Genomic DNA, 25291 nt, shown 5'->3' on the forward strand with positions numbered 1-25291 from the left:
GCGCAGACAGACCGCCGCTTTAAAACAAAAGGCAGACACCCATGACTACTCATGTTTCCGACGCCAACTTCGGCGAGGAAGTACTCAACTCCAAAGAGCCCGTCCTGGTTGATTTCTGGGCGGAGTGGTGCGGGCCGTGCCGCGCGATCGCTCCCGTGCTCGATGAGCTCTCGACCGAACTGGCCGGCAAGGTCAAGATCGTCAAGCTCAACGTCGACGACAATCCAGGTACCGCCAGCAAGTATGGCGTTCGCTCCATCCCGACCATGATCCTCTTCAAGGGCGGCGAAGCCGCCGACATGAAGATTGGTGCAGGCACCCCCAAGGCTGGCCTCACCAAATGGCTCGAAGGCCACGCTGCCTGATTTCGGGTATCGCGACAGATTTGACACCGCTGGGGTAACCCGGCGGTGTTTTTCTTTGCCCCGCCGGTAGAGCAAGACTTTCTAATTCGGCCGCCACACACTGGCGGCTATGCCTTCCCGCTGGCACAGACTCTGTCTAGCCTGAGCCTCCAACCGCCCAATGGAGTGCGCAATGGCCCAGCCTGTCACCGACGCTGATTTCACCACCGAAGTGCTCAATGCCGACAAGCCCGTTCTGGTCGATTTCTGGGCCGAATGGTGCGCCCCATGCCTGGCCATGGGCCCCACACTCGATGAACTAGCCGTTACCCTGGCCGACACCGTCAAGATCGTGAAGCTGGATGTTGCCGCCAATCCTGCCGTGACCACCCAGTACAATGTGCGCAACATGCCCACCCTGATCGTGTTCAAGTCTGGTCAGCCTGTGGACATGAAGGTGGGCGCCGGTCAGTCGCGCGTGCAACTGATCAAGTGGCTGGAGCAGCACGCGGCGTGAGTTTCGCCGCCCGGCCACATCTGCTAGTGCTTGCCGATAACAAAAAGACTCTAGGGAGCAAGCCCCATGGCGCCCATCGATCTCGCTGCCGCCCCGTTCCACCTCGATGACGATGCCGTGGCCTGGGTGCACACCACCCGGGACAGCTTCAGCCCGCGTGACAAGCTCGCCCAGCTCTTTGTTCTGCTCGCCCGCGGCACCCCTGAACAGACCGCCGAACAGGTTCGCACCTTCAAGCCCGGCGGGATCACCCGCATCTATTCGCCCGATCTGCCCGCTGAGATCGCCCTGGCGCGCGATCTGGCCGAACTCAGTGCCGTGCCGCTGCTGATCAGCGCCGACCTTGAGGGCAGCCGCATGAGCCTGGCCATGGGCACATCCGTGCCCAACCCGCTTGGTCTGGCCGCCATTGATGATCTGGAGGCCACCACGGCGATCTCGACCCTGATGGCGCGCGAAGCCAGTGCCGTGGGCCTGAACTGGAGCTTTACCCCGGTTATCGATCTCAACATCGCCTGGCGCAGTGCCATTGTCGGCACCCGCTCCTATGGCAGCGATATAGACAAGGTCGAGCGCCACGCCCTGGCCCAGATTGCCGCCTTCCAGGCCAATGGCGTTGCCGCCACGGTCAAGCACTGGCCCGGCGAGGGCTATGATGATCGCGACCAGCATCTGGTCACGACCGTCAATCCGCTCTCGATGAGTGAATGGGAAGACACCTTTGGCCGCCTCTATCGCAAGGCCATCGATGCCGGCGTGATGAGCATCATGTCCGCCCATATCGCGCTGCCCGCCTATGCACTCTCGCTTGATCCCGATGCGGGCCCCGAAGCTTATCGGCCTGCCTCGCTCAGCCGCATTCTCAATGAAGACCTGCTCCGCCGCGAACTCGGCTTCAACGGCCTGATCGTTTCCGATGCCACTGCCATGGCGGGGCTGGGCGATTGGGGGCCGCGCGATCAGACCCTGCCCGAAGTGGTGATCGCCGGTTGCGACGTCATCCTGTTTTCCGATGATCCCAATGCCGATCTGATGCGGCTGGTCAAAGCGGTAGCCGATGGCCGCCTGAGCCAGGAGCGCGTCGATGAGGCCGTCACCCGCGTATTGGCACTCAAGGCCGCTCAGGGCCTGCACAAGGGCAATACAGCCCCCGATCTCGACGCCGCCAGCAATGTCGTGGCGACCGAGGCGCACCGCGCCACCGCCGAAGCGATTACCGCCCGGGTCCCCACCTTGGTCAAGGACGTCAACAATCTCCTGCCGCTCTCGCCGGGCAAGCACCGCCGTGTGCTGATCTATACGGGCGGCGTGGTGCTGCCCTTCGTGCCCGAGCCGTTGCCACTCAGCGTGCCCATCCGGCTCGAGGAAGAGGGTTTTGAGGTCACCGTGTTCACCCCCGGCATGGAGGTGAACCCCAGGGATTTCGATCTGGTGCTCTATCTGTTCGCCGAGGAGACCCTGCTGGGCCGCAGCCGCATCTTTCTTGACTGGGTCAAGCTGACCGGCAACGTCTTTGGCGGCATGGCTCGGGTCTGGCACGACGTGCCCACGCTGATGATCTCGTTTGGCTATCCGTATTATCTCTACGATGCCCCGCGCGTGCCCGCCTATATCAATGCCTATGGCTCCAGCGAGGCGCTGCAGGCCGCGGTGGTCGAAGCCATTATGGGCCGCGCCGAATTCACCAGCACCAGTCCCGTCGACCCCTTTGTCGGCAGTGATCAGGGCAAATACTAGCCACACGCCCTCCCTTCTCCCCGCGCCAGGGGAGGACTGGAAGGGACAGGAGTCACCTGCCGGCTAGACTGACAGCCACAGCTTAGTCCGGTGGCGTGCCGTTCTTGGCCAGGACATCGCCGGCCAGATACAGCGAACCACAGATCAGCACCCGTGCATTGGGGATGGCTGCCGCCGCCTGCAGCGCCGACAGGATCGACCGCTTCGGCGTCGCGGCAAACCCGGCGGCCTTAATCGTTTCGGCCATATCGGTCGCCTTGTGCGCATTGGGCTCATTGGGCACGGTCAGGGTGAATACCTGCTCGGCCTTGCCAGCGAAGGGGCCAAGGAAGGCCGCAGGGCTGCGTGTATTCATCATCCCCATGATCAGCACCAGCGGCGCCGGGCGGTTGCGGTTCATCTCGTCAATCGCCTGCGCCAGCGCGGTGGCGCCGTGCACATTGTGCCCGCCATCAAGCCATAGCTCGCTGCCCGGTCCCAGCAGGTCGCGCAAGCGGCCCCGCAGCGGCATCATCCGCGCCGGCCACACCACCTGACGCAGGCCCTTGGCCAGAGCGGCTTCATCGACCGGCAGACCGAACTGGCGCGTCGCGGCAATTGCCAGCGCCGCATTGTCATACTGGTGTGCCCCGATCAGTGCGGGTGGTGGCAGGTCGAGCAGGCCGTCTTCATCCTGATAGACCAGTCGGCCATCCTGTGCCGCGCCGTGGAAATCCTCGCCCTGAAACAGGGGCGTAATACCCAGGCGCCGGGCCGCCCGGTCGATTACCGCACGGCCTTCCTCCTGCTGCATCCCGATCACGGCCTTGCTGCCGCGCTTGAGAATGCCGGCCTTGCTGACCGCGATTTCGGCAATCGTATTGCCCAGAAAACCCTGATGATCCAGATCCACCGGGGTGATGATCACCCCCAGCGGATGGGCCACGATATTGGTGGTGTCATAGGTGCCGCCCATCCCGGTTTCGAGCAGCAGGTAATCCGCCTCGGTCTCGGCATAGAGCATCATGGCCACAACCGTGGTCACCTCGAAAAAGGTGATCGGCCTGCCCGCATTGACGGCTTCGACATGCTCGAGCATCTGGTTGAGCCGACGTGTGCTTACCAGCTTGCCGGCCAGCCTGATGCGCTCATTGAAATGCACCAGATGGGGTGAGTTATAGACATGCACGCGCTGCCCGGCGGCTTCAAGAAAGGCCCGCAAATAGGCAATGGTCGAGCCCTTGGCATTGGTACCCGCCACATGGATCACCGGTGGCAGCTTGTCCTGCGGTCGGCCCAGCGCGTCCAGCAGGGGCAGCATGCGGTCCAGGCTGAGATCGATCAGCTTGGGGTGCAATTGGCCAAGGCGTTTGAGGATGGCGTCGGTACGGGACATGCGGACTCACCGGAAACGTTAGAGCCCCGGTTTACGCTGTTGGCGCGGTCCGGCTCAAGCCGTTCTGCGCCGGCATGCTGATTGTTTGTCATCCCGGCGTACCGGGATGACCTGATCGTCTGGTTGGGGAGGCGACTAGAACTCGTTCCAGTCCTGCGCCACAGCGGCATTGCCGTGGCTGATATAGGCCTTGGCAGCCTGCTTGACCTTGTCCTGCAGCCCCTTGATGCCGCCGCGGGGTTCTTCGACCAGCGGCGCCTTGGCAGCAACCGGGCCATCCTCGAGCACGAAGATATCCACGATCCGGTCCAGCTCGGACGCCTGCCCTTCGGTCTGTTCGATTGCCGCATTGGTTTCTTCAACCAGTGCCGCATTGTGCTGGGTCATCTCGTCCATCAGCCGCACCGCGACATTGACCTCTTCGATCGAAGACGCCTGTTCCTTGCTGTCGCGGGCAATGCCTTCCATCACCAGACTGTTCTCGCGAATGCCTTCAAGGATGGCTTCGAGCTTGCCGGCGGCATCGGCCACCAGCTTGGAGCCACCAGCCACCTCCTCGGCACTCTGCTCGATCAGCACCTTCACATCAGCCGAAGCCGATGCTGCCGACTGCGCCAGGCGGCGCACTTCCACGGCCACCACGGCAAAGCCCTTGCCCGCATCACCGGCCCGCGCCGCTTCCACCGAGGCGTTCAGCGCCAGCAGATTGGTCTGGAAGGCGATGTCATCGATCATGCCGATAATGTTGGAGATCTTGGCCGACGAGCTGGTGATCTTTTCCATCGCGCCGGTGGCCTGGTTCATCACCTCGCCACCTTCGGCGGCAGTCTGCGACACCGTCTTGGACTTGACGCTGGCCTCTTCGGCCTTCTTGGCGCTTTCGAGCACGGTTGAAGCCAGCTGTTCCATGGTCGCCGAGGTTTCCTCGATGGTGGCCGCCTGCTTGGTGGTGCGCTCGCTCAGATCATTGGCACCGGCCAGAATTTCTCCGGTCGCCGAGCGGACTCCGCGCGATGTGTGGCGCAATTGGCCAACAATGTCGGTCAGCTTGTCGGCCACTGCATTGGTGTTGTCGCGCAGCTTGGCAAAGGCACCCTTGTAGTCACCCTTGACCCGCTGGGTCAGATTGGTGTCGGCCAGCGAGGCCAGCACGTCACCGGTCTCATCAATGCCGCGATCCACCGTTTCGACCAGAGAGTTGACGCTGCTGGCCAGATTGTTCAGCTCGGCATCGGGGAAATCGGCATGCACGCGCTTGCTGAAATCGCCATTGATGGCTGCATCGACAACCTCGCCAAACGCCAGCTGCAGGTCCTGCATCATGCGTTCACGGTCGGCCTTGTCATTGACCAGCCGGGCCGCTTCACTGTCGCTCATCGCCGCTATCTTGACCCCGTTCTCACGGAACACCTCGACCGCCCGCGCCATCTCGCCCAGTTCGTTGCGCGCCTTGGTATAGGGCACCACGGCATTGGCCGGGTCCTCGGTCACCGCACTCATGGTCTTGACCAACTGGGGGATCGGGCGCATCAGCCAGCGCGAAGCCAGGAACATCACCACACCCACAGCGGCAAACACCAGCGCCGAAACGGTGAACAGCATGCGCAGCGTCTCATCCTGCGCTGCCGCGATCTTGGCCTTCTCCACGCCGGCATAAAGAATGCCGACAACCTGTCCGGCAGTATCCTTCATGGGTAGGTAAACCGTGTAATAGGGCGTGCCCAAAATCACCGCTTCACCCAGATAGGTCTGGCCATTCATGATCACCGGATAGACCGCGCCGGTCTTGCCCAGCGGCGTGCCCACCGCGCGTGAACCATCGGGCTTAATGATATTGGTGGTCTTGCGCCAGAAGTCTTCGGTCTCAGGATCCCAGGCGAACACCGTCGCGGTTTCACCCGTCACCTGGGTAATCTGCTCAATCAGCGCATTATCGGTGAATTCCGGCATGGCCGGTACGGTGACGCCAGCCACCTGATTATCTGCCGTCCAGTTCACCTCGGTGCCCTCAACAGCCTGGCCGAACACGGTAGCGGCGATGCGCAGATTGGCCAGCTGATTGTCGCGTGCCAACTGTGCCGTTCCTGCGGCAAGGTTGAGATAGACCACCATGGCGACGGCCGCCACGGCGACGGCCACGCCGCCAATGGCCATGACCATGATGGAGGTTGAAAGCTTCATTCCGCCGCGGAAGGATATTTTTTTCATACGTGTATTTCCTGCTGTCTCGCCACGTCCCGTATGGCGGCCTTGGATCTGTTCTTGAGTGGTGCTGCGTCGCTGTCCCCCATGGGCAGCGCTGATTGTGTTTTGATCCATCCGCTATCGCTGCTCGACACAGCGAGGGTCGGCGCAGTGCCGGCCGCTCGCGCTCAACGCGCCAGTCAGATCAAAATGGATGCCGTCTCGTCCGGTAGAACGGTGTTCTCCAGGGTCGGGTTGAGGTGATATTTCGGCTGCGCCCCCACAGCCGAAATCCTATTCAAAGGCGTTCCCACCATTCAAAGTTGACCGATATCCTTAAGGTATCGTGAAATTTGCGCCCTGCTGAGCCGGCGCAATGCAGCCATGAAGAAAGGGCGCCCGAGGCGCCCTTGAAGAATTGCTTGATACCAGTGGTTTGGCGGATTTACTCGGCATGCGCCGCATTTGGGGGTGTGTCGAGATCGCCATCATCGCCTTCGGCAGCGACGGCCGCGTCGCGCATTGTGCTGCGGGCAACTGCAGGTGCCTTGTTGCTCGCCAGCGCGTCGGGCGCGTCGCTCTTGGTCAGGATCGCGGCCAGCGATCCAATCGTCGAGCGCAGATCGTGGCGGTGCACCACCATGTCGACCATGCCATGCTCATAGAGATATTCCGAGCGCTGGAAGCCCTTGGGCAGCTTCTCGCGAATGGTCTGCTCGATTACGCGCGCGCCGGCAAAGCCGATGCGGGCGCCGGGTTCGGCAATATGCACATCGCCCAGCATGGCGTAGGACGCGGTCACCCCGCCCGTGGTGGGGTCGGTGAACACCACAAAGAAGGGCAGGCCCGCTTCACGCAGGCGCAGCACGGCAACCGTGGTGCGCGGCATCTGCATCAGGCTGAGCACGCCTTCCTGCATGCGCGCGCCACCCGAGGCGACGAACAGCACGAACGGTGTCTTGCGATTGGCCGCCGTTTCCAGCCCGGTGATGATGCCCTGACCCGCCGCCATGCCGAGCGAACCGCCCATGAAGTCGAAATCCTGCACGGCCACGGTGACGTCACGCTCATAGAGCTTGCCCGTTGCCACCAGTACGGCGTCTTCGTAGCCAGTCTTGGCCCGGCTTTCCTTGAGGCGGTCGGTATAGCGTTTCTGGTCGCGGAATCTCAGCGGGTCGACCGGCACGCTGGGCACGCTGACCAGCTTGTACTGGCCTTCGTCGAAGAAATTCTTGAGCCGGTCTGCCGGCTTGATCTTCATGTGGTAGCCCGAATTGGGCACGACCCACTGGTTCGCCTCGAGATCGCGATAAAACACCATCTCGCCGGACTCGGGATCCTTGACCCACAGATTCTCGGCAATCTGCGACTTGTCGCCCAGGATGGAGCGGATTTTGGGGCGGACGAAATTATCGATCCAGTTCATGGCGGGCCTCGCGCGGTGACTAGTGCGTCACCTAAGCTTGTAATTATGGCAATTCTTATCAGGGGCGGGGGGCAAGGGCAAAGGCGCAGATACCCCTGTGGATAGCTCTATCTCCGGGCGCGTTTCACGCCACCGGCCAGATCGGCCACCAGATCGCGCACCGCGCTGACCGTTGTATCGCTCGCCTTGCCGTCCACCAGCGATTGCGCCACCGCATCCACCAGCACCGAACCCACCACAATGCCATCAGCATGCTTGCCGATATCGGCGGCGTCTTCGGCGGTCTTGATGCCAAAACCCACTGCCACGGGCAGATCGGTGTGGCTCTTGATACGGTCCACCGCATCGCCCACCGCGCCGCGCGACTTGATCGCCGCCCCGGTCACCCCGGTCATCGACACATAATAGACAAAGCCCGACGAATTCTTCAGCACAGCGGGTAGCCGCTTGTCATCGGTGGTTGGCGTGGTCAGGCGAATGAAATTGAGCCCTGCCGCCATCGCTGGCAGGCACAGTTCGTCATCTTCCTCGGGCGGCAGATCGACAATGATCAGCCCGTCCACGCCCGCTTCTTTGGCCGCGGCCACAAATTTGTCGACGCCAAAGATATAGATCGGGTTGTAATAGCCCATCAGCACGATCGGCGTGGTCTCATCCTTGCGGCGGAAATCCTCGACCATGCCCAGCACGCCGCGCAGGGTCTGCCCCGCTGCCAGCGCCCGCTGCCCGCCCAGCTGAATGGCCACGCCATCCGCCATCGGGTCCGAGAACGGCATACCCAGCTCGATAATGTCGGCGCCTGCCCGCGGCAGGGCTTCAAGAATGGCCTGGCCGGTCGCCAGATCAGGATCGCCCGCCATCACGAAGGTCACCAGCGCCGGGCGCCCTTCGGTCTTGAGCGCAGCAAAACGCGTATCGATACGTGTGGTCATTTAGAGCAGCCCCAGATATTTGCCGACGCTCTCCACGTCCTTGTCGCCGCGGCCAGACAGGCACAGCACGATTGACTGATCCTTGCCCATGGTGGGCGCGACCTTCATCAGTTGGGCCAGCCCATGCGCGCTTTCGAGCGCCGGGATGATGCCTTCAAGCTTGGTGCACAACTGGAACGCGGCCAGCGCCTCATCATCGGTGATGGGCGCATAGGTGACGCGCTTAGTGTCATGCAGGAACGAATGCTCGGGGCCAACACCGGGATAATCCAGCCCGGCCGAAATCGAGTGGCCCTCGAGAATCTGCCCGTCAGCGTCCTGCAGCAGATAGGTGCGATTGCCATGCAGCACGCCGGGCGTTCCGCCGGTCATCGAGGCGGCGTGGCCGTTTTCGGTGTCGATGCCATGCCCGCCCGCTTCGGCGCCATACAGCTTGACCTCGGGGTCATCCAAAAACGCATGGAAGGTGCCGATGGCATTGCTGCCGCCGCCCACACAGGCCACCACCGCATCAGGCAGACCGCCTTCGCTGCTGGCGAACTGTTCCTTGATTTCGGTGCCGATCACGCTCTGGAAATCGCGCACCATTTCCGGATAGGGGTGCGGACCCGCTGCCGTGCCGATCAGGTAATAGGTGCTCTCGACATTGGTCACCCAGTCGCGCAGCGCTTCGTTCATCGCGTCTTTGAGCGTACCGGCGCCGGCCGTCACGGCGCGCACTTCAGCGCCCAGCATTTTCATGCGCAGCACATTGGGCATCTGCCGTTCAACGTCGGTGGCGCCCATGAAGATGGTACAGGGCAGGTCGAACTTGGCGCACACCGTCGCGGTTGCCACGCCATGCTGGCCCGCGCCGGTTTCGGCGATCACCCGCGTCTTGCCCATGCGCTTGGCCAGCAGGATCTGCCCCAGGCAATTATTGATCTTGTGGCTGCCGGTATGGTTGAGTTCTTCGCGCTTGAACCAAACCTTGGCGCCGCCCAGATGCTGGGTCAGCCGTTCGGCGAAATAGAGCGGGCTCGGCCGGCCCGCATAATGGGTCGACAGACCACCCAGTTCGGCCTTGAACGCGGGGTCCTTCTGGGCCGCCCGGTAATGGGCTTCAAGATCCAGGATCAGCGGCATCAGCGTTTCGGCAACAAACCGGCCGCCAAAAATGCCGAACCGGCCATTCTCGTCAGGACCGTTGCGCAAGGAATTCAGGCCGTCGGTGTCCACTGCAGCATTTCCTTCGATTGTCAGCCCGGTCCGGCCGGGTGACCGAAGGGCTTGGCTTATACGGCGGCGCGGGCGTTTCGGATGAATGCCTCGATCAGCGCCTTGTCTTTGACCCCTGGCGCGCTCTCCACTCCCGAAGACACATCCACCCCGAACGGGCGTACGGTCTTGATGGCTTCCGCGACTGTCTCTGGTGTCAGGCCACCGGAAAGCATGAAGGGGATGGATGGGTCAAGCGCCTTGAGCAGCGCCCAGTCAAAGGTGTCGCCCAGCCCGCCGGGGCGGTCGGCGCCCTTGGGTGGCTTGGCATCAAGCAGGATGCGGTCGGCAATGTCGACAAAATCGGCAACATGGCCGACATCCTCGGCCGAGCCGATCGGCAGCGCCTTCATGATCTCGACGCCCGCTTCGGCGCGGATGGCTTCCACGCGATGCGCCGATTCCGGCCCGTGCAACTGGATCCAGTCAGGCCCCAGCGCGGCAAATTCCGCCACCGAGCTATTGTCGGGATTGACCAGCAACACGCAGGTTTCGACCCGGCCGCGCGCCTGCGAGATCAGATCGGCAATGGCGTCGACGCTGGCATGGCGCGGCGAGCGCGTGAAGTGAACAAAGCCCACCATGTCGGCTCCGGCTTCAATCGCCGTTTCCAGAATTTCAGTGGTCTTGATGCCGCAAATCTTGATGATGAGGGGGTCGGCCATAGGGGTGCTCAGCGCAGCTCCAGAAGATCGTCGACGTCGTTACTGTTGGTCGAGGGGCTGCGCTGGGTCTTGCGCAGTTTTTCCAGCTCGCCAGTAAGGCTTTGTGCCTCGCGCCGCCAGTGCTTTTCACCGCGACGATGATGGCCTTGCGCAAACCAGGTGGCAATGCCGCCGGCCAGCACGCCGATCAGCAGTACCACATAGAGCACCACGAACATCGGCACGCCATAGCCAGGCGCCGCATTGGCGTCACCGGGTGCGAAGGGATTGAAATTGATGGTCACGAAGTGGCGGTTCGCCAGGGCAAAGACGACAAGCCCCAGGCACAAGGGAACCAGCACCAACCAACCGACGATTTTGTTGACCATTACGTTTAGCGCCTATGGGGCCCAGGCCCCGTTTACGAACGGTTGAGCCGCTCGCGAATTTCTTTGCCGGCCTTGAACTGCGGCACGTATTTCTCGCCCACATCAACCTGCTCACCCGTGCGCGGGTTCCGGCCGATACGTGCGGGACGGTTTTTCACCGAAAAGGCACCGAAGCCGCGCAACTCGACGCGATCACCGCGCGCCATCGCGTCGCCGATCTCATCCAGGATCGCATTGACGATGTTCTCGATATCGCGCTGAAACAGATGCGGATTTTCAGCGGCGAGCTTCTCGACGAGTTCCGACTTGATCATCCGATGCTCCAATTGGCAGGCAGCCGCCTCTTTGCGTCAGGAGGCGCTTCCAACCTGCCAAAGCGAAACCAGCCCGTCAAGCGTGATGGGGCCTTGCGGCAATCCGAGCATGGCGCGCGCCTGTCCGCCCAGCAGCGTTCCGAGCAGGTCAAAGCCCTGTTCTGGCTGGGGCCACACGGTGTGGATGTCGGTATCGGCTGCGACATCGTGCTCGCGTTCCAGCCAGGCCCTGGCTTCCAGCTCACCGCCGATTTCGTCGATCAACCCGTCGGTCAGCGCCACCCGGCCGGTCAGGATGCGGCCATCGGCCAGCGCCAGAGTCTGCGGGCGGCTCAGGCCACGTCGTTCCGCTACGATATCGACAAACCATTGAAAGCTGTCATCGACCAGGGCGGCAATCGAGGCCCGCGGCGCCCCTGCCAGCGGCTCATTGATGTCGGGCTCGGCCTTGAGCGGCCCCGAGGCAACCTTGTCGAGATCCACGCCAATGGTGTCCAGCAGCTTGCCCGCATTGACGTGCTGATACAGCACACCGATCGAGCCCACGATCGATAGCCGTCGCGCAAAGATCCGGTCGGTACCAATGGCGGTCATATAGGCCGCCGATGCGCCCAGCTCCTTGATCACTGCCACGGTCGGTTTTTCGGCGCGCAAATGCCCCAGCGCCTCATAGAGTTCTTCGCCACCCGCCGTGGTGCCGCCCGGCGAGTTGATCGCAATGATCACCGCCTTGACCGCATCATCCTTGGCCAGGGCGTTGATGGCAGCCAGGCGGCCCGGATCCGTGGCAATCGTGCCATCCACCACCAGCCGCGCCACGTAATCGCCCTTGGCCCCATTGGGCAGGGCAAAACGCCCCACGCCCACAATGACGATGATGGCCAGCGCGATGAACGCCAGCGCCCGCCAGATCCCGCGCGATTTGCGAAACGTCTCGGCGGCAATCTGCTCATGCGGATCGGAAACGGGCGGCGATTGGAAATTCTCGGTCATCGGGGCCTCACGATAGCGTCACCGTGCGGTACGGCGCATGGCCGGATTTGGCAAGTCACAAGGGCTGCCCCAGATCGGCTCAGAAGCTTTTGACCATGAAGCGCGCCGTGGCCTCATAGCTGGCCAGCTTGGCGATCAGTTCGGGTGCCAGCACGCTGGGGCTGAGCGCGCGAAAGCCATGCTTGTGCCAGAACGGCAGCGAGCCATTGACCGCCACCAGGCTCATATGGGCAAAGCCACGACCGCGCGCATGGCGCTGGATTTCGCCCACGATCATTGCTGCTGCGCCCGTGCCGCGTGCCTTGTTGAGCAGCGCCAGATCATGAATGTAATAGGTGTCGGCGTCGTCCGGCACGGCGCCCAGCAGCGCGTTGAGCGCGGGCAGTTCCTTGAAACGCCAGGGATGGCTGAGCACATAGCCCGATGGCACGCCGTCCAGCTCGAGCAGTCGCGTGCCCTCGCCATACAGTTTCTGGCGCTCCGCAAACACCGCGCCATCCTCGGGAAAATCGGGATGCACGATCTCGGCGATGGCCTCAACCGCCGGTAGATCAGGGGGGGTCAAAGGCCGCCAGTGGATCGTGTTGCTCATGATCGCCTTTAGAAAGCAAAAGGCCCGCGCTGTGAAGCGCGGGCCTATCGTTTTGCAGGTTAGAAAACCTACTCTTTTTCGCGATCCTTGAGGGCAGCGCCCAAGATGTCGCCCAGCGATGCGCCCGAAGCGGACGAACCGTAATTGGCAACAGCTTCTTTTTCTTCGGCGATTTCGAGCGCCTTGATCGAGAGCTGGATGCGCTGGGTCTTGCGATCGTACTGGGTGATGCGCGCATCAACCTTTTCGCCCTTGCTGAAACGCTCAGGACGCTGATCGTTGCGATCGCGGCTGAGGTCGGCACGGCGGATGAACGCAGTCATTTCGCTGTCGGCGAGACGGACTTCGATGCCGCCATCGTTGACCTCGGTCACGGTACCGGTGACGATCGAACCCTTGCGGATGCCGCCTTCGGTGCCAGCAGTGTCGGCGACTTCGCCGGTCGACAGCTGCTTGATGCCCAGCGAGATGCGTTCCTTTTCGACGTCAACATCGAGGACCTTGGCCGAAACCATGTCACCGCGGTTGTAGTCTTCCAGAGCGATTTCGCCCGACTTCTGCCAATCGAGATCGGACAGGTGGACCATGCCGTCGACATCGCCGTCGAGGCCAATGAACAGGCCGAATTCGGTCTTGTTCTTGACTTCGCCTTCGATGACAGCACCCACGGGGAACTTCTCGGCGAAGCTTTCCCAAGGATTGGCCAGGGTCTGCTTGAGACCCAGCGAGATGCGGCGCTTGTCCGGATCGACCTCGAGCACGACAACTTCGACTTCCTGAGAGGTCGAAACGATCTTGCCGGGGTGCACGTTCTTCTTGGTCCAGCTCATTTCGGACACGTGGATCAGGCCTTCAATGCCTGGCTCCAGCTCAACAAAGGCACCGTAGTCGGTGATGTTGGTGACGCGACCGGTGAACTTGGCCTCGATTGGGTACTTGGCTTCGATGCCTTCCCATGGATCAGCCTGAAGCTGCTTCATGCCCAGCGAGATACGATGGCTCTCGTGGTTGATGCGAACGATCTGGACCTTGATGGTCTCGCCGATCGTGAGCACTTCCGATGGGTGGTTCACACGACGCCATGCGATGTCGGTGACATGGAGCAGGCCGTCAATGCCGCCCAGATCAACAAACGCACCGTAATCGGTGATGTTCTTGACCACGCCGTCGACAACCTGGCCCTCTTCGAGCTGCTGCACGATTTCCGAACGCTGTTCGGCGCGCGACTCTTCGAGGATGGCACGACGCGACACGACGATATTGCCGCGACGCTTGTCCATCTTCAGGATCTGGAATGGCTGTGGCACGTTCATCAGGGGAGCGATATCGCGGATGGGGCGAATATCGACCTGCGAACGGGGCAGGAACGCAACGGCGCCTTCGAGGTCGACGGTGAAACCGCCCTTGACCTGGTTGAAGATGGTGCCTTCAACGCGCTCATTGTTGGTGTACATGACTTCGAGCTTGACCCAGCTCTCTTCACGACGGGCCTTTTCACGGCTCAGAACGGCTTCGCCAGCGGCGTTTTCGACGCGGTCAACATAGACCTCGACGATCGAGCCAACAACGATCAGGCCATCACGGCCAGCAGCACCAAATTCCTTGAGCGGAATACGACCTTCGGTCTTCAGACCGACGTCGATGATCGCCAGGTCTTTTTCGATCGCAACGACGGTGCCTTTGACAACGGCGCCTTCAAGCGGCTCGTTATCAACGAACGAGTCCATCAACAGCGATTCAAAATCTTCTTTCGTCACAGTTTGCTGTGCCAAATATCTTCTCCGTTTGCACCGGTGGTTGGGGGTTGAGCATCGCCAGAAACGGGACCCGCCCGCTGATCTTGTCAGCAGCCGGCACACGGGCTCCGTTCGAAAACGGCGATGGATTGGGTATAAGTCCGCTTGGCATCGCTGAGGCTGATTGCCGGGGCCGAACGCACAAGGTTGGATTTGAGCCTTACAGCCCTGCCTTGCGCGCCATGGTCCCATCGACAATCGCGATGGCTGCGCGGAGTGACGCCTCTATATCGAGAAGCGTCGTATCGAGCAAGTGCGCGTCCTCGGCTTTGTAAAATCCGCCGTTCGGATTGGCCATGTCGCGCGCGTCGCGTTCTTCAATCTGGTGATAGAGCGCATAGCGATCAACCGCCTCGCCGCGCTTTTCAAGCTGGCGCGCCCGGCGCTCCATGCGCACCTTGCTGTCGGTGCGGATAAACAGCTTCACATCGGCATGCGGGGCGATCACCGTGCCAATATCGCGACCATCAAGCACCGCGCCACCCGGCTGCGCCGCAAAGTCGCGCTGATAATCAAACAGCGCCTGACGCACCCCGGCAATCACCGCCACCTTGCTGGCCAGCACGCCAACCCCCGCCGAAACCAACGCTTCGGGGTCGATATCATCCTGCTTCAGGTTCTGCGCCGCGGCGATGGCGCGCGCTTCGAAGTCCGGCGCATCCTCAAGCCCGCTGACCGCGCGGCCGACAGCGCGATACAGCAATCCGGTGTCCAGGCACGGCAATCGATAATGTTGTGCCAGTCCCGCGGCCAGCGTGCCCTTGCCCGATGCGGCCGGTCCATCCACGGCAATGATCATGCTTTAGCGTCCCTTGCTTGGCGGAAAGTGCCCGCCCACTTGTGTCATGGTAGCCACGAAATCGGGGAAGCTGGCGGTGATCGCTTCGGCATCTTCAATGCTTACCCGGTGTCGGCTTGCCAGCCCCAGCACCGCAAAGCTCATGGCGATCGCGGCATCGCCGCCACTGCGCACACGGCCACCGCCACCCACCTTGCCTTCGCCGGCAATGATCAGGCTGTCCGCATTGCGGGTCACGCCCACCTTGTTGGCGCTCAAACCGGCTGCAATGGCCGCCAGTCGGTCATCATCGGGACCGCTGAGATCCTGCAGGCCTTCGATCACCGTCTCGCCCTGCGCATAGGCCGCGGCAATCGCCAGGGGCGCAATATCATCGAGCATGGCGCCGGCATGGCGCGGGTCCACCCGCACCCCCTTGAGCCAGCTCGAGCGCACGCGCAGATCGGCGATATGCTCGCCCGCAATCTCGCGCTGATTGATGAACTGGATATCGCCGCCCATCTCGAGCAGCGTATCGATCAGCCCGGTGCGCAGCGGATTGATCAGCACGTTTTCGATAACCAGGTCGGAGCCTTTGACGATCAGCGCCGCCACCACGCCAAAGGCCGCCGCAGACGGGTCGCCCGGCACGCTGAGTACCTGAGGTTTGAGCTCCGGCAGACCGACAAACCGAATCGTCACCCCGTCACCATGGCCTTCATCGGGGGTTGTGGTGATGTCGGCGCCAAAGGCGGCCATAAGTTTTTCGGTGTGGTCCTGTGTGGCCACGCTCTCATAAATTTCGTGCGCGCCCGCCATCTGCAGCCCTGCCAGCAGCAGCGCGGTCTTGGCGGTTGGGGCGGGGGTCTCAAACCGTTGCCGCACCGGCAGTGGCAGGCAGGCGCCGCGCAGGCTCATCCGCCCGTCCGAGCGCCGCTCGACGCTGGCGCCGATCGCGCTCAGGCTGTCGTTGAGTGTAGCCATTGCATCGCCGCGTAGCGTGGGAACCTTGCCGAACTGGGTGGTAAAGCCATAGGGGGCCATCAAGCCCATCAGCAGGGCGGCGCTATGGGCCGATTGCCCCGCCGCAAGGGCGTCTTCGGGCTCCAGCAGGCCTGCAACCCCCAGCCCGTGGACGCGCCAGTCATCGCCATTCTGCTCGATGGTGACGCCCATCTGCCGCAACGCCGCCACACAGGCCAGCACCGCACTTGAGGCCCGCAATCCACTGATCGAGCTGACCCCGACCGTCAACGCGGCCAGTAGCAGGGCGCGCTGTGAAATGGCGATATCGCCGGGCGTCGCAAACCGTCCGCTGAGCGGGTCGGCACCTTGTACGGTGAGCGTGGCGGGCGTGGTGTTTGCATCGGTCATGGGCGCTCCGGACTTAACACGGTCATATGTGGTATTGCCATCACCCCATAGGCCTTGGAAGCTGCTCTCCACATTTTCGGTTTGACAGGGGCCTGCTTTGCCCATAACCGGACTGACCAAACCCGGGGCAAATAAACGCCCACAAACCCCATCCACGAGGAACATCGATGGCCAGTTCCGACCGCGGCACCAAGCGGACCGACCCTGAAACGGGCAAGAAATTCTACGATCTCAATCTCGATCCGATCGTTTCGCCCTATACGGGCAAGAGCTACCCGCGCTCCTTCTTCGAGCAGGCACCCGTGACCGCCAAGGCGGCACCGGTCAAGGCCAAGCCCGTTGTGGCTGAAGAAGAAGAGGATGAGGTCGAGGACGTCGCTGCACCCGTCATCGTCTCGCTCGAAGAGGCTGATGCCGAGGAATCCGGCGACGAGGATATTCCAGATACCGATGACGTCGAAGTCGACGAAGAACTCGGCGAAGACGATGCCGACACCTTCCTCGAAGACGATGAAGATGATGACGACGATATCGGCTTTGACGTCAACGACGACGAAGAGACCTGATTTTACGTGATTTTTCGACCGGCTGAGCCGTTCAGCCGGTCGAATAAAAAAGTGTCATTTAGGCACTTGCAAGGGCCGGGATCATCCAATAGGTTCCGCCTCGCTTCGGACGGGAAATATCCTTCGAAGACCCATGGAATGGGGCCTTAGCTCAGCTGGGAGAGCGCTTGCATGGCATGCAAGAGGTCAGCGGTTCGATCCCGCTAGGCTCCACCATTTCCTTCTCCACATCATCCAGCCTGCTGCCGCTGCCCGCGTGGGGCAAAAGCCATGCGCGTTTACGCGTATTGCGTGCGCTTTGATGAACAGTGCAGTCAGCTATGGGCAAATTGTCCTGGCCTACCCCGATGCCTATTTGAGCGCTTCAAATCGCACTATGAGTATCGGAATTCCCGCCATGACTGCCCATTCCCCGCGCAGCACTGAACACCGCATCGATCCCGACATGCTGGCGCGCTGGTCGCCCCGCGCCTTCTCTGATGAGGCGATTCCCCAGAATGATCTGCTGACCATTCTTGAGGCTGCCCGCTGGGCCCCGTCCGCCTTTAATGGCCAGCCCTGGCACTTCGTCTATGCCCGCCGCGATTCCGAGCACTTCAAGCGCCTGCTCGATCTGCTGGCCCCGTTCAATCAGGGCTGGGCACAGCACGCTGCCGCGCTGGTCTTTATTGCCTCGCGCACCGTTGGCACCGCCCCCGGCGCCACCGAAGCCACCCCCAATCGCTGGCACGCCTTCGACGCCGGCGCTGCCTGGAGCCTTCTGGCGCTGCAGGCCACCAAGCTGGGCTGGCATGCCCATGGCATGGGCGGCGTTGATTTCGAGCGCGCCTCGGCAGAGCTGGACCTGCCCCAGGATTGGCGCATCGAGATTGGCGTGGCGCTGGGTCGCCAGGGCGATGTCGCCAGCCTGCCTGAAGCGCTGCAGGCCCGCGAGGCGCCAAGCCCACGCAAGCCGCTCGCCTCGGTCATTTCCGAAGGCCGCTTCTCGGCCTGATAGCCTTCCGATCACAATCAAGGGGCAGGGCCGGCTGGCTCTGCCCCCTTTGTCATGGCCACGCGATGCATTGACCATACCGCCGCGCGCCGCCCATGCTCGCCATCCACCAGAATCGGATGCGCGTCTTGGCCAAAGCCCCCATCGTTCTCGATCCCGTGCGCGCGCGCCATCTCTGGATTGCCGCCCAACGCCTTGATAACCCGGCGCCCTTTGGTGCCGGGCCCGAGGCCACGCGCGCAGCGATTGCCCATCTGGGCTATGTGCAGATCGACACCATCAATGTCATCGAACGCTGCCATCATCACATTCTGGCAGCGCGCATCCCCGATTATCAGCGCAGCGATCTCGGCCACGTCCAGTCAATCGACAAGTCGGTGTTTGAATACTGGACCCATGCGCTCAGCTACGTGCCCAGCGCCGATCTGCCGTATTTTCTGCCCGCCATGAAAGCCCAGCGCACCGGTCTCAGCCGTTGGTTCGGTTCGATCACCCCTGCGGAATCAAAAGCCATGCTGGCGCGCCTGCGCCGCGATGGTCCGCTCTCCATGCGCGATTTCGCTGATGACGAACGGGTCGACAAAACCCATCTCTGGGCCAGCCGCAAACCCTCAAAGCGCGTACTCGAAGCGCTGTTCTATCAGGGCCACGTCACCGTCTCGGCGCGTCAGGGCATGCTCAAGACCTATGACCTGATGGCCCGCCATTTTGACTGGTCAGCTGCGCCCAGACCCGCCACGTCGCGCCAGATTACCGCCTATCTGCTCGATCGCGCCCTGCGCAGCCAGGCCATTGTCAGCCTTGACTCCATCTGCCATCTCAATGCGCCGGCCAAGGCCGCGATACGCGAATTGATCGACAGCCGCGTTCGCCGCAAACGGCTGGTACCATTGACCATTGGCGACAATGACAAGCTCATCCACTGGGCCGAACCGGCGACGCTTGAAATGCCCGCTGGCGAACCGCCGGATCTGGTCCATATCCTGTCGCCTTTTGATCCCCTGATCATCCAGCGCAAGCGGCTCAAGCTGTTCTTTGACTATGACCACCTGTTCGAGGCCTATCTGCCTGCCGCCAGACGCAAGCTGGGCTATTTCGCCCTGCCTGTGCTGATGGGCGACACCATCGTGGCCGCGCTTGATCTCAAGACCGACCGCGCAGCCGGCAAGTTGCTGGTGCAGAACTGGGTCAATCTGGTCGATACCGGCGCTCAGGGACGCGCCGCCATCGAGGCGGCCCTGTCCCGTTTCGAGCGCTTCCAGCTCGGTGCCTGAGCCTGTTCAGGCAATCAGCTCGAAACCCAGGGCATTGTTGATCGCATCGCGTACCGCGGTCAGTGCACTATTGATGATTCTGGCGGCCAGGCCTTCAATCTTCATGATCGTCGCTGCCAAAGAAGCGATCAGTTGCTTGCGCACCGCCTCGATGTCGGCCTTTACGTCCTGCTCGGTGAACTCTCCCAGTGCAAAGCCCTTGGCAATCAGTGCCAGTTGCTCTGCCATCGATCTGCAGGCGCTTATAGTGGACGCCCGGACATCAGCCCAGAAGTCGCCGGCAGCCTGACGTGCGCTGGCAATCATGTCCGCAAAAATTTCTTCAGAGCTTGGCATATCAGTAGTCCTTTGACCTGATCCCTCCCAGTGCGATGAGCACCGAGTTGTTGATCGCAGTTGTTCCAAGTTTCGCCGCCGTTTCGCCAATCTGTCCTTGGCTCTTGTGCCTGGCCTCGACCCGCACGAAGGCCGCCTGCACGGCGTCCAGCATCACCACAACGCAATTTCCCCGCACTTCATCTTCAGTGATCGGTGCGCCGATGATTGCGGCAGCTTCGGCGTCCGACACGATCGGGGGTAGCGGCGCAGTCCTGCTTATCGGGCATTGCCTGCTGCTCAGCAGACTGGCCCGCAGCATCATATTGGCCAGTCTCGCCGTCGCTTTAGGGTAGAACGCCTTGGCAGTGTCGGAAGTGTAGGCACCTGCCGACAGGCCGGCATTGATGCGCATAGTGGTGATGAAGCTGACGGTTTCGGTCTGAAACGTGTTCAGATCATCATCGATCGACTTGTCGTAGCGCTCCCCGATCTGGAAAACGGAACACGCCGACAGCGCCAGCGCGACGACAAGGATAAGGGCAGCCCGGATCATGATACCTACCAGTTTTGAAGGCGTTCAAACGGTGCAGGTGGTTTGATCAGTAGAGGCAAAAACGCCGCTGGCTGCTATTCGCGGACATACTGATCGTAGGATTGCATAGGGGGCGTGGGCGATGCGCCGTACCATAACCGACCCATCCGCCTTTCCATCGTTTGCCCTGCGCGCTACAAGCTTCGCCGCAACGGGGAACGAGAATGGCGACTTACACAGATATGGCCCGCCGGGTGTACAACCACACCTGGAAGCTCGATCCGATCGTGCGCAGCCTGCTTGATACCGATTTTTACAAGCTGCTCATGCTGCAGATGATCTGGGGTCTCTACCCCCAGGTCAACGCGACCTTCTCGTTGATCAACCGCACCAGATCAGTGCGCCTGGCCGATGAAATCGACATCGATGAATTGCGCGCCCAGCTCGATCACGTGCGTGAGCTGCGCTTCACCAAAAAGGAAATGATCTGGCTGGCCGGTAACAGCTTTTACGGCTCCAAGCAGATCTTCACCCCGGCCTTTCTCAAATGGCTCGAGGATTTTCGCCTGCCCGAATACAGCCTGGAGCGCCGCGATGGCCAGTTCGTGCTCGAATTTCCCGGCCTGTGGGTCGAGACCTCGATGTGGGAAATCCCCGCTCTAGCCATCATCAACGAGCTGCGCAGCCGCGCCGCGCTCAAGCATTATGGCCCCTTCACGCTCGACGTGCTCTACGCCCGGGCTAAGGCAAAGATGTGGGAAAAGGTCGAGCGCCTGCAAAAGCTCCCTGACCTGCGCATCTCCGATTTCGGCACCCGCCGGCGCCATTCTTTCCTCTGGCAGCGTTGGTGCGTCGATGCGCTCAAGGAAGGCATTGGCGACAATTTCACCGGTACCTCCAACGTCAAGCTGGCCATGGATACCGATCTCGAAGCGCTTGGCACCAATGCCCATGAGCTGCCCATGGTGCTGGCCGCGCTTGCGCCCGACGACAAGGCGCTGATGGCCTCGCCCTATCAGGTACTGCAGGATTGGGAGAGCTATTATGGCGGCAATCTCAAGATCGTGCTTCCTGATGCCTTCGGCACCGATTCCTTTCTCAGGGACGCGCCGGACTGGGTCGCCGACTGGACCGGCTTCCGCCCCGACAGCGCCCCCGCCATTGCCGGTGGCGAGCGCATTATCGAGTGGTGGAAGAGCCGCGGCCGCGACCCGCGCGACAAATTGCTGATCTTTTCCGATGGGCTCGACGTCGACATGATCGAGGAGGCCTATCTGCATTTCGACGGCAAGGTGCGCATGGCCTTTGGCTGGGGCACCAACCTCACCAATGACTTCGCGGGCTGCGAACCCGATGGTCCCAATCCCGGTCTGGAACCGATTTCCATCGTCGCCAAGGTCAGCCAGGCCAATGGCCGCCCTGCGGTAAAACTCTCCGACAATCCCGCCAAGGCCACCGGGACGCCTGAGGAAATCGAGCGCTACCTGCGCCTATTTGGTGGCGCCGGTCGGGTTGAACACGCGGTCAAGGTGTGATCTAGGCGCGTCTTCTCCAATAAAGCACCGCCGCTGCAGAACTTTATGCGGCTCCATGCGTTGTGAGCTCGGGATTATCCACGCACAGCAGTGCCGGGGAGGTCCCTCGGGGCCTGTATGACTTTAGAACTCATTGATATCGCCGTTAAGGACAAGCAGTCCCACCCACGGCTCGCCGGTCGTGTAACCGGCCATGTGCGCGCCGTCCTCAAGGAGGAACTGGACGGTCGCGAGCATATTCATGAGCTTTCGATATCGGTATGGGCCGACGTCGCCGAGCAGACCGCTCCAGACGATGTCGATATGGCGCTCATGCTCAAGGCTGCGCAGATCGTCAAACGCATGAAGGCCAGTGTCGGGCCCCCAGCCTAGTAGGTCTGGGCGAACGCCTGCAGAAACTCGCGCTGTGTCGGGGTCAGCCCGCCCGTGCGGCTGACGGGCTTGGGTGGCGCCGGGGGAGTCTCGGGCTCGCTCGACTGATAGCGGTATTGCGGTGCGCGCGAATAATAATATGCGGCCTGCGCCATGGCGGCATTGGCGAGCAGTCGGCGCTCATCGCGCACGAACCAGACGATCGTCGCCATCACAACGGCCCACATTGCCAGAATTTGCCAAGCCATATCTGCCTCCATCAACTTCGGGGCAGTCATAGCTAATCAATCCTTAACGCCCAAGCGGAACCCGCCGTTAGCATTACCATGTAAAATTGTATCGAATGGCCGGTGCGCCGGGCGCTGCGGCCCGATGGCCGCTAGCCCTTTGTCTTTCCTGAACTATCGACCGGCACCGCATAGAGCTCGAGCCGGTGGTCCACCAGCCGGTAGCCCAGCCGCTTGGCAATCACTTCCTGGATCGCCTCGATTTCCTCATTGCGAAACTCGATCACCGTGCCGCTGCGGATATCGATAAGATGGTCGTGGTGCTCGTCCGGGATCAGCTCGAACCGTGCCCGCCCATCCTTGAAATCATGCTTGGTGACCAGCCCGGCCTCTTCGAACAGGTTCACCGTGCGGTAAACAGTCGAGAGCGAAATCCTGTCGTCGATCGCCGAGGCCCGGCGATACAGCTCTTCCACATCAGGGTGATCATCGGCGGATTCGATCACCCGGGCAATCACGCGACGCTGGTCCGTCATGCGCATGCCTTTGGCAACGCAGGCTTCTTCCAGCGTTGGGTCGGTCTGGGTTTTGCTCACGCCATGGCTCCCAACCGGGTTTGTCATGTCTCCGGGTTACCCAAGATCGGTGGCCATGACAAGCGCGGTGGCCGCTGATCCGTCGGGCTTGGGGTAATAGCCCTTGCGGCTCGAGATCCTGGCAAATCCCAGCCGCTCATAGAGCTTGATCGCGGCCGTGTTCTCTTCGCTGACTTCAAGGAACATCCGCTTGGCCGGGCTCATCAGCAGGTCGGCGAACGCCGCCTTCATCAGGGCCAGCCCCAGCCCCTTGCCGCGCCATTTGGGGTCCACCGCTATGGTCAGCAATTCGGCTTCGTCTGCGGCAATCCGCACCAGCGCAAACCCGGCAATCCGCCGCTTGGCGTCACACACCACATAAACCGGGGTATCGCGCTCGCTCAGGAAGCTGGCAAACTCGGCACTGGGCCAGCCGCGATAAAAGCCCTTGGCGTGGATGCGCGCCAATTCATCGGCATCCTTGGTCTGTCCTGGTTCGATATGCAGCCCGGCAGGGGCCATCCACAGCTTGATCACACATTCAGCCTTTCCACACGCCCCGCTGTCTGCGGCTTGGCATCGGCATCGCGCACATAGCTGGCCTCGGGCATATGGGTCGCCGGGTCAGCCTGCGCTCCATATTGCGCCAGCAAGCCGATATCGACAAACGGCGAACTGATCAGCGTGGTATCGGGCGGAATGGCCGCCTGCGCCAGCACCATGGCCACCAGATCGGGCGGCGTCAGCGCCACGCCCGCCCCGGCAAAAATCTGAAAATACGCCTCACCGCGCCGCGCATCGAGCAGCACTGTCGATGGCCCTGCCACGCTTAGCGACAGCGCCAACAGGCTCGGCACCCCAATCACCGGAATAGTGCGGGCCAGCCCGATCCCCCGCGCCGCGCTCAGCCCGATCCGCAGCCCGGTAAACGAGCCCGGTCCGGTCGTGGTCACTACCCGGCTCAGATCGGCATAGCCCACCCCGTTGCGGCCCAGCAATTGGGCAACGCGGCCAAAGATCGCCTCGGCCTGTCCGGTCGCCATTTCATCGACCGACACATCCACCGATCCATCGGCCAGCAACAGCGCCAGCTGCAGCCGCGGTGCTGCCGTATCAATGGCCAGCACGATACCATGCGTCGGGCTCATCGTTTCGCCGCCTTGGCCGCCGCTGCTGCATTGCGGGCCCGCGACGCTTCAGCTTCGGCCCGCTTGCGCGCCCGTGCATCGGCCGCGGCCACCGCCGCGCCGTCACCCAGATGAGCCCCGCCGCGCTTTTCGGCCAGTTCCATCTGCTTTTGCCGCTCCTGCGCCGCCGCGTGCTTGGCCTCGTCATGCTCGCAATAGGGGCAGCTGACCCCTTCATGATAGGCCGGGTCGGCCCGGTCGGCCGCGGTCAGCGGATGCCGGCAGGCCCGGCATAGCGTCGCATCGCCCTCGACCAGCCCATGGCCCACCGCCACCCGCTCGTCGAACACGAAGCACTCGCCGGCAAACCGGCTCTCGGCCTCGGGTACCACTTCGAGATATTTCAAAATCCCGCCCTTGAGGTGAAACACCTCTTCAAAGCCGCGGCTCAGCAGATAGCTCGATGCCTTTTCGCAGCGGATGCCCCCGGTGCAGAACATCGCCACCTTCTTGTCCCGGGCCGGGTCCAGATGGGTTTCGACATAGTCCTTGAACTCGGTAAAGGTCTGGGTCTTGGGGTCCAGCGCCCGGCTGAACGTGCCCAGCCCCACCTCATAATCATTGCGCGTATCGACCAGCACCACATCATTGCGCTCGATCAGCCCGTTCCAGTCTGCGGGCTCGACATAGGTACCCACCGTCTTGGCCGGATTGGCCTCGGGCGCCCGCAGTGTCACGATTTCGGGCTTCAGCCGCACTTTCATGCGCAAGAACGGCATCTCGCTGGCGGCCGAATATTTCACTTCGGCGCCCGCCAGCCGGTCCCCGAACGCGCCGGTTTCAAACAGCCATTCGGCCAGCGCATCGATTGCCGCCGGCGTGCCCGCCACCGTGCCATTGATTCCCTCGGGCGCCAGGATCAGCGTTCCCTTGATCTCGCCACCGGCACACAATTGCGCCAGCGCCGGCTGGATGGCTTCGACGTCGGGCAGATCGGCAAATTTATAGATCGCCATCACCTTGTATGGCAGATCGTCTTGGGGCAGATTAGAGGTCATATGACTTTTCGGCGGGTTGCTTTGCCCGCTCATACCATTGCCCGCGCGCGCGGCCAAATCA

General features: G+C 62.0%; 28 protein-coding genes and 1 tRNA gene. 9 read left to right on the top strand and 20 right to left on the bottom strand.

The features are described 5' to 3' along the window. Positions 1-41: 41 nt before the first annotated feature. The 3 genes from trxA (KD146_RS12835) (at position 42) to KD146_RS12845 (ending at position 2598) form a co-directional block, all read left to right on the top strand. A complete protein-coding gene (trxA, locus tag KD146_RS12835) occupies positions 42-365 on the top strand; it encodes a thioredoxin (RefSeq protein ID WP_212659231.1) in 324 nt (107 codons plus the stop codon). A gap of 172 nt (positions 366-537) precedes the next feature. Next, complete coding sequence (gene trxA / locus KD146_RS12840; protein WP_212659232.1) at positions 538-861, top strand: thioredoxin; 324 nt, start codon at positions 538-540, stop codon at positions 859-861. Between the two features lie 66 nt (positions 862-927). Then, positions 928-2598 (top strand): glycoside hydrolase family 3 protein, encoded by a 1671-nt coding sequence (locus tag KD146_RS12845; protein WP_212659233.1) that lies wholly within the window; start codon positions 928-930, stop codon positions 2596-2598. 82 nt (positions 2599-2680) lie between these two features. Here the strand turns inward: KD146_RS12845 and KD146_RS12850 are convergent, their stop codons facing one another. The 13 genes from KD146_RS12850 to KD146_RS12910 all read right to left on the bottom strand — a co-directional run bounded on the left by KD146_RS12850 (position 2681) and on the right by KD146_RS12910 (position 16652). After that, complete coding sequence (locus KD146_RS12850) at positions 2681-3973, bottom strand: bifunctional folylpolyglutamate synthase/dihydrofolate synthase (RefSeq protein WP_212659234.1); 1293 nt, start codon at positions 3971-3973, stop codon at positions 2681-2683. 135 nt (positions 3974-4108) lie between these two features. Next, positions 4109-6181 carry a methyl-accepting chemotaxis protein gene (locus KD146_RS12855; RefSeq protein WP_249327857.1) on the bottom strand — a complete coding sequence of 691 codons (2073 nt, stop codon included), beginning with the start codon at positions 6179-6181 and terminating at the stop codon, positions 4109-4111. Positions 6182-6602: 421 nt separating this feature from the next. Further along, a complete protein-coding gene (accD, locus tag KD146_RS12860; RefSeq protein WP_212659235.1) occupies positions 6603-7583 on the bottom strand; it encodes an acetyl-CoA carboxylase, carboxyltransferase subunit beta in 981 nt (326 codons plus the stop codon). Between the two features lie 107 nt (positions 7584-7690). Next, positions 7691-8515 carry a tryptophan synthase subunit alpha gene (gene trpA / locus KD146_RS12865; RefSeq protein WP_212659236.1) on the bottom strand — a complete coding sequence of 275 codons (825 nt, stop codon included), beginning with the start codon at positions 8513-8515 and terminating at the stop codon, positions 7691-7693. After that, complete coding sequence (gene trpB / locus KD146_RS12870) at positions 8516-9733, bottom strand: tryptophan synthase subunit beta (RefSeq protein ID WP_212659237.1); 1218 nt, start codon at positions 9731-9733, stop codon at positions 8516-8518. Positions 9734-9789: 56 nt separating this feature from the next. Beyond that, on the bottom strand, positions 9790-10437 hold the full coding sequence (locus tag KD146_RS12875; RefSeq protein ID WP_212659238.1) for a phosphoribosylanthranilate isomerase: 648 nt from the start codon (positions 10435-10437) through the stop codon (positions 9790-9792). An 8-nt stretch (positions 10438-10445) separates the two neighbouring features. Further along, positions 10446-10805, bottom strand: coding sequence for a LapA family protein (locus KD146_RS12880; RefSeq protein WP_212659239.1), 360 nt, complete (start codon positions 10803-10805; stop codon positions 10446-10448). 32 nt (positions 10806-10837) lie between these two features. Beyond that, a complete protein-coding gene (locus KD146_RS12885) occupies positions 10838-11119 on the bottom strand; it encodes an integration host factor subunit beta (protein WP_146291309.1) in 282 nt (93 codons plus the stop codon). A gap of 36 nt (positions 11120-11155) precedes the next feature. After that, positions 11156-12112, bottom strand: a complete 957-nt coding sequence (sppA, locus tag KD146_RS12890) for a signal peptide peptidase SppA (protein ID WP_212659240.1) — start codon at positions 12110-12112, stop codon at positions 11156-11158. A 79-nt stretch (positions 12113-12191) separates the two neighbouring features. Next, positions 12192-12704, bottom strand: a complete 513-nt coding sequence (locus KD146_RS12895) for a GNAT family N-acetyltransferase (protein ID WP_212659241.1) — start codon at positions 12702-12704, stop codon at positions 12192-12194. Between the two features lie 68 nt (positions 12705-12772). Next, on the bottom strand, positions 12773-14476 hold the full coding sequence (gene rpsA / locus KD146_RS12900) for a 30S ribosomal protein S1 (RefSeq protein ID WP_212659242.1): 1704 nt from the start codon (positions 14474-14476) through the stop codon (positions 12773-12775). 184 nt (positions 14477-14660) lie between these two features. Further along, the gene (locus KD146_RS12905; RefSeq protein ID WP_212659243.1) at positions 14661-15299 is read right to left on the bottom strand and encodes a (d)CMP kinase; all 639 of its coding nucleotides are present in this window, start codon (positions 15297-15299) and stop codon (positions 14661-14663) included. 3 nt (positions 15300-15302) lie between these two features. Then, a complete protein-coding gene (locus KD146_RS12910; protein ID WP_212659244.1) occupies positions 15303-16652 on the bottom strand; it encodes a 3-phosphoshikimate 1-carboxyvinyltransferase in 1350 nt (449 codons plus the stop codon). Between the two features lie 167 nt (positions 16653-16819). Here KD146_RS12910 and KD146_RS12915 point away from each other — a divergent pair, with 167 nt between their 5' ends. The 4 genes from KD146_RS12915 to KD146_RS12930 all read left to right on the top strand — a co-directional run bounded on the left by KD146_RS12915 (position 16820) and on the right by KD146_RS12930 (position 19486). After that, positions 16820-17218: a TIGR02300 family protein gene (locus KD146_RS12915; RefSeq protein ID WP_212659245.1), complete on the top strand. Its 399-nt coding sequence runs from the start codon at positions 16820-16822 to the stop codon at positions 17216-17218. Positions 17219-17358: 140 nt separating this feature from the next. Next, positions 17359-17434 (top strand) — tRNA-Ala (locus KD146_RS12920). Positions 17435-17615: 181 nt separating this feature from the next. Then, entirely contained in the window at positions 17616-18212 is a 597-nt protein-coding gene (locus tag KD146_RS12925) for a nitroreductase family protein (RefSeq protein WP_212659246.1), read from the top strand. A 119-nt stretch (positions 18213-18331) separates the two neighbouring features. Next, positions 18332-19486: a winged helix-turn-helix domain-containing protein gene (locus KD146_RS12930; protein ID WP_212659247.1), complete on the top strand. Its 1155-nt coding sequence runs from the start codon at positions 18332-18334 to the stop codon at positions 19484-19486. A gap of 6 nt (positions 19487-19492) precedes the next feature. Here the strand turns inward: KD146_RS12930 and KD146_RS12935 are convergent, their stop codons facing one another. Beyond that, on the bottom strand, positions 19493-19822 hold the full coding sequence (locus tag KD146_RS12935) for a hypothetical protein (RefSeq protein ID WP_212659248.1): 330 nt from the start codon (positions 19820-19822) through the stop codon (positions 19493-19495). A 1-nt stretch (position 19823) separates the two neighbouring features. Continuing rightward, positions 19824-20357: a hypothetical protein gene (locus tag KD146_RS12940; RefSeq protein WP_212659249.1), complete on the bottom strand. Its 534-nt coding sequence runs from the start codon at positions 20355-20357 to the stop codon at positions 19824-19826. 203 nt (positions 20358-20560) lie between these two features. Here KD146_RS12940 and pncB point away from each other — a divergent pair, with 203 nt between their 5' ends. After that, complete coding sequence (pncB, locus tag KD146_RS12945) at positions 20561-21871, top strand: nicotinate phosphoribosyltransferase (protein ID WP_212659250.1); 1311 nt, start codon at positions 20561-20563, stop codon at positions 21869-21871. A gap of 117 nt (positions 21872-21988) precedes the next feature. Beyond that, complete coding sequence (locus tag KD146_RS12950; RefSeq protein WP_212659251.1) at positions 21989-22243, top strand: hypothetical protein; 255 nt, start codon at positions 21989-21991, stop codon at positions 22241-22243. On the opposite strand, the gene KD146_RS12955 is transcribed toward KD146_RS12950, so the two are convergent. From KD146_RS12955 to trhO, 5 genes are all read right to left on the bottom strand, one after another. After that, a complete protein-coding gene (locus KD146_RS12955; RefSeq protein WP_212659252.1) occupies positions 22240-22491 on the bottom strand; it encodes a hypothetical protein in 252 nt (83 codons plus the stop codon). The genes KD146_RS12950 and KD146_RS12955 overlap by 4 nt on opposite strands. Before the next feature lie 131 nt (positions 22492-22622). Beyond that, positions 22623-23012 (bottom strand): Fur family transcriptional regulator, encoded by a 390-nt coding sequence (locus KD146_RS12960; RefSeq protein ID WP_427857112.1) that lies wholly within the window; start codon positions 23010-23012, stop codon positions 22623-22625. 90 nt (positions 23013-23102) lie between these two features. Beyond that, positions 23103-23582: a ribosomal protein S18-alanine N-acetyltransferase gene (gene rimI / locus KD146_RS12965; RefSeq protein WP_212659254.1), complete on the bottom strand. Its 480-nt coding sequence runs from the start codon at positions 23580-23582 to the stop codon at positions 23103-23105. Further along, positions 23579-24193, bottom strand: coding sequence for a tRNA (adenosine(37)-N6)-threonylcarbamoyltransferase complex dimerization subunit type 1 TsaB (gene tsaB, locus KD146_RS12970; RefSeq protein WP_212659255.1), 615 nt, complete (start codon positions 24191-24193; stop codon positions 23579-23581). The genes rimI and tsaB overlap by 4 nt, the downstream gene beginning before the upstream one ends. After that, on the bottom strand, positions 24190-25230 hold the full coding sequence (trhO, locus tag KD146_RS12975) for an oxygen-dependent tRNA uridine(34) hydroxylase TrhO (RefSeq protein ID WP_212659256.1): 1041 nt from the start codon (positions 25228-25230) through the stop codon (positions 24190-24192). The genes tsaB and trhO overlap by 4 nt, the downstream gene beginning before the upstream one ends. Positions 25231-25291 lie beyond the last annotated feature (61 nt).

Origin of the sequence: Devosia litorisediminis (assembly GCF_018334155.1) — a bacterium.
Classification (GTDB): domain Bacteria; phylum Pseudomonadota; class Alphaproteobacteria; order Rhizobiales; family Devosiaceae; genus Devosia; species Devosia litorisediminis.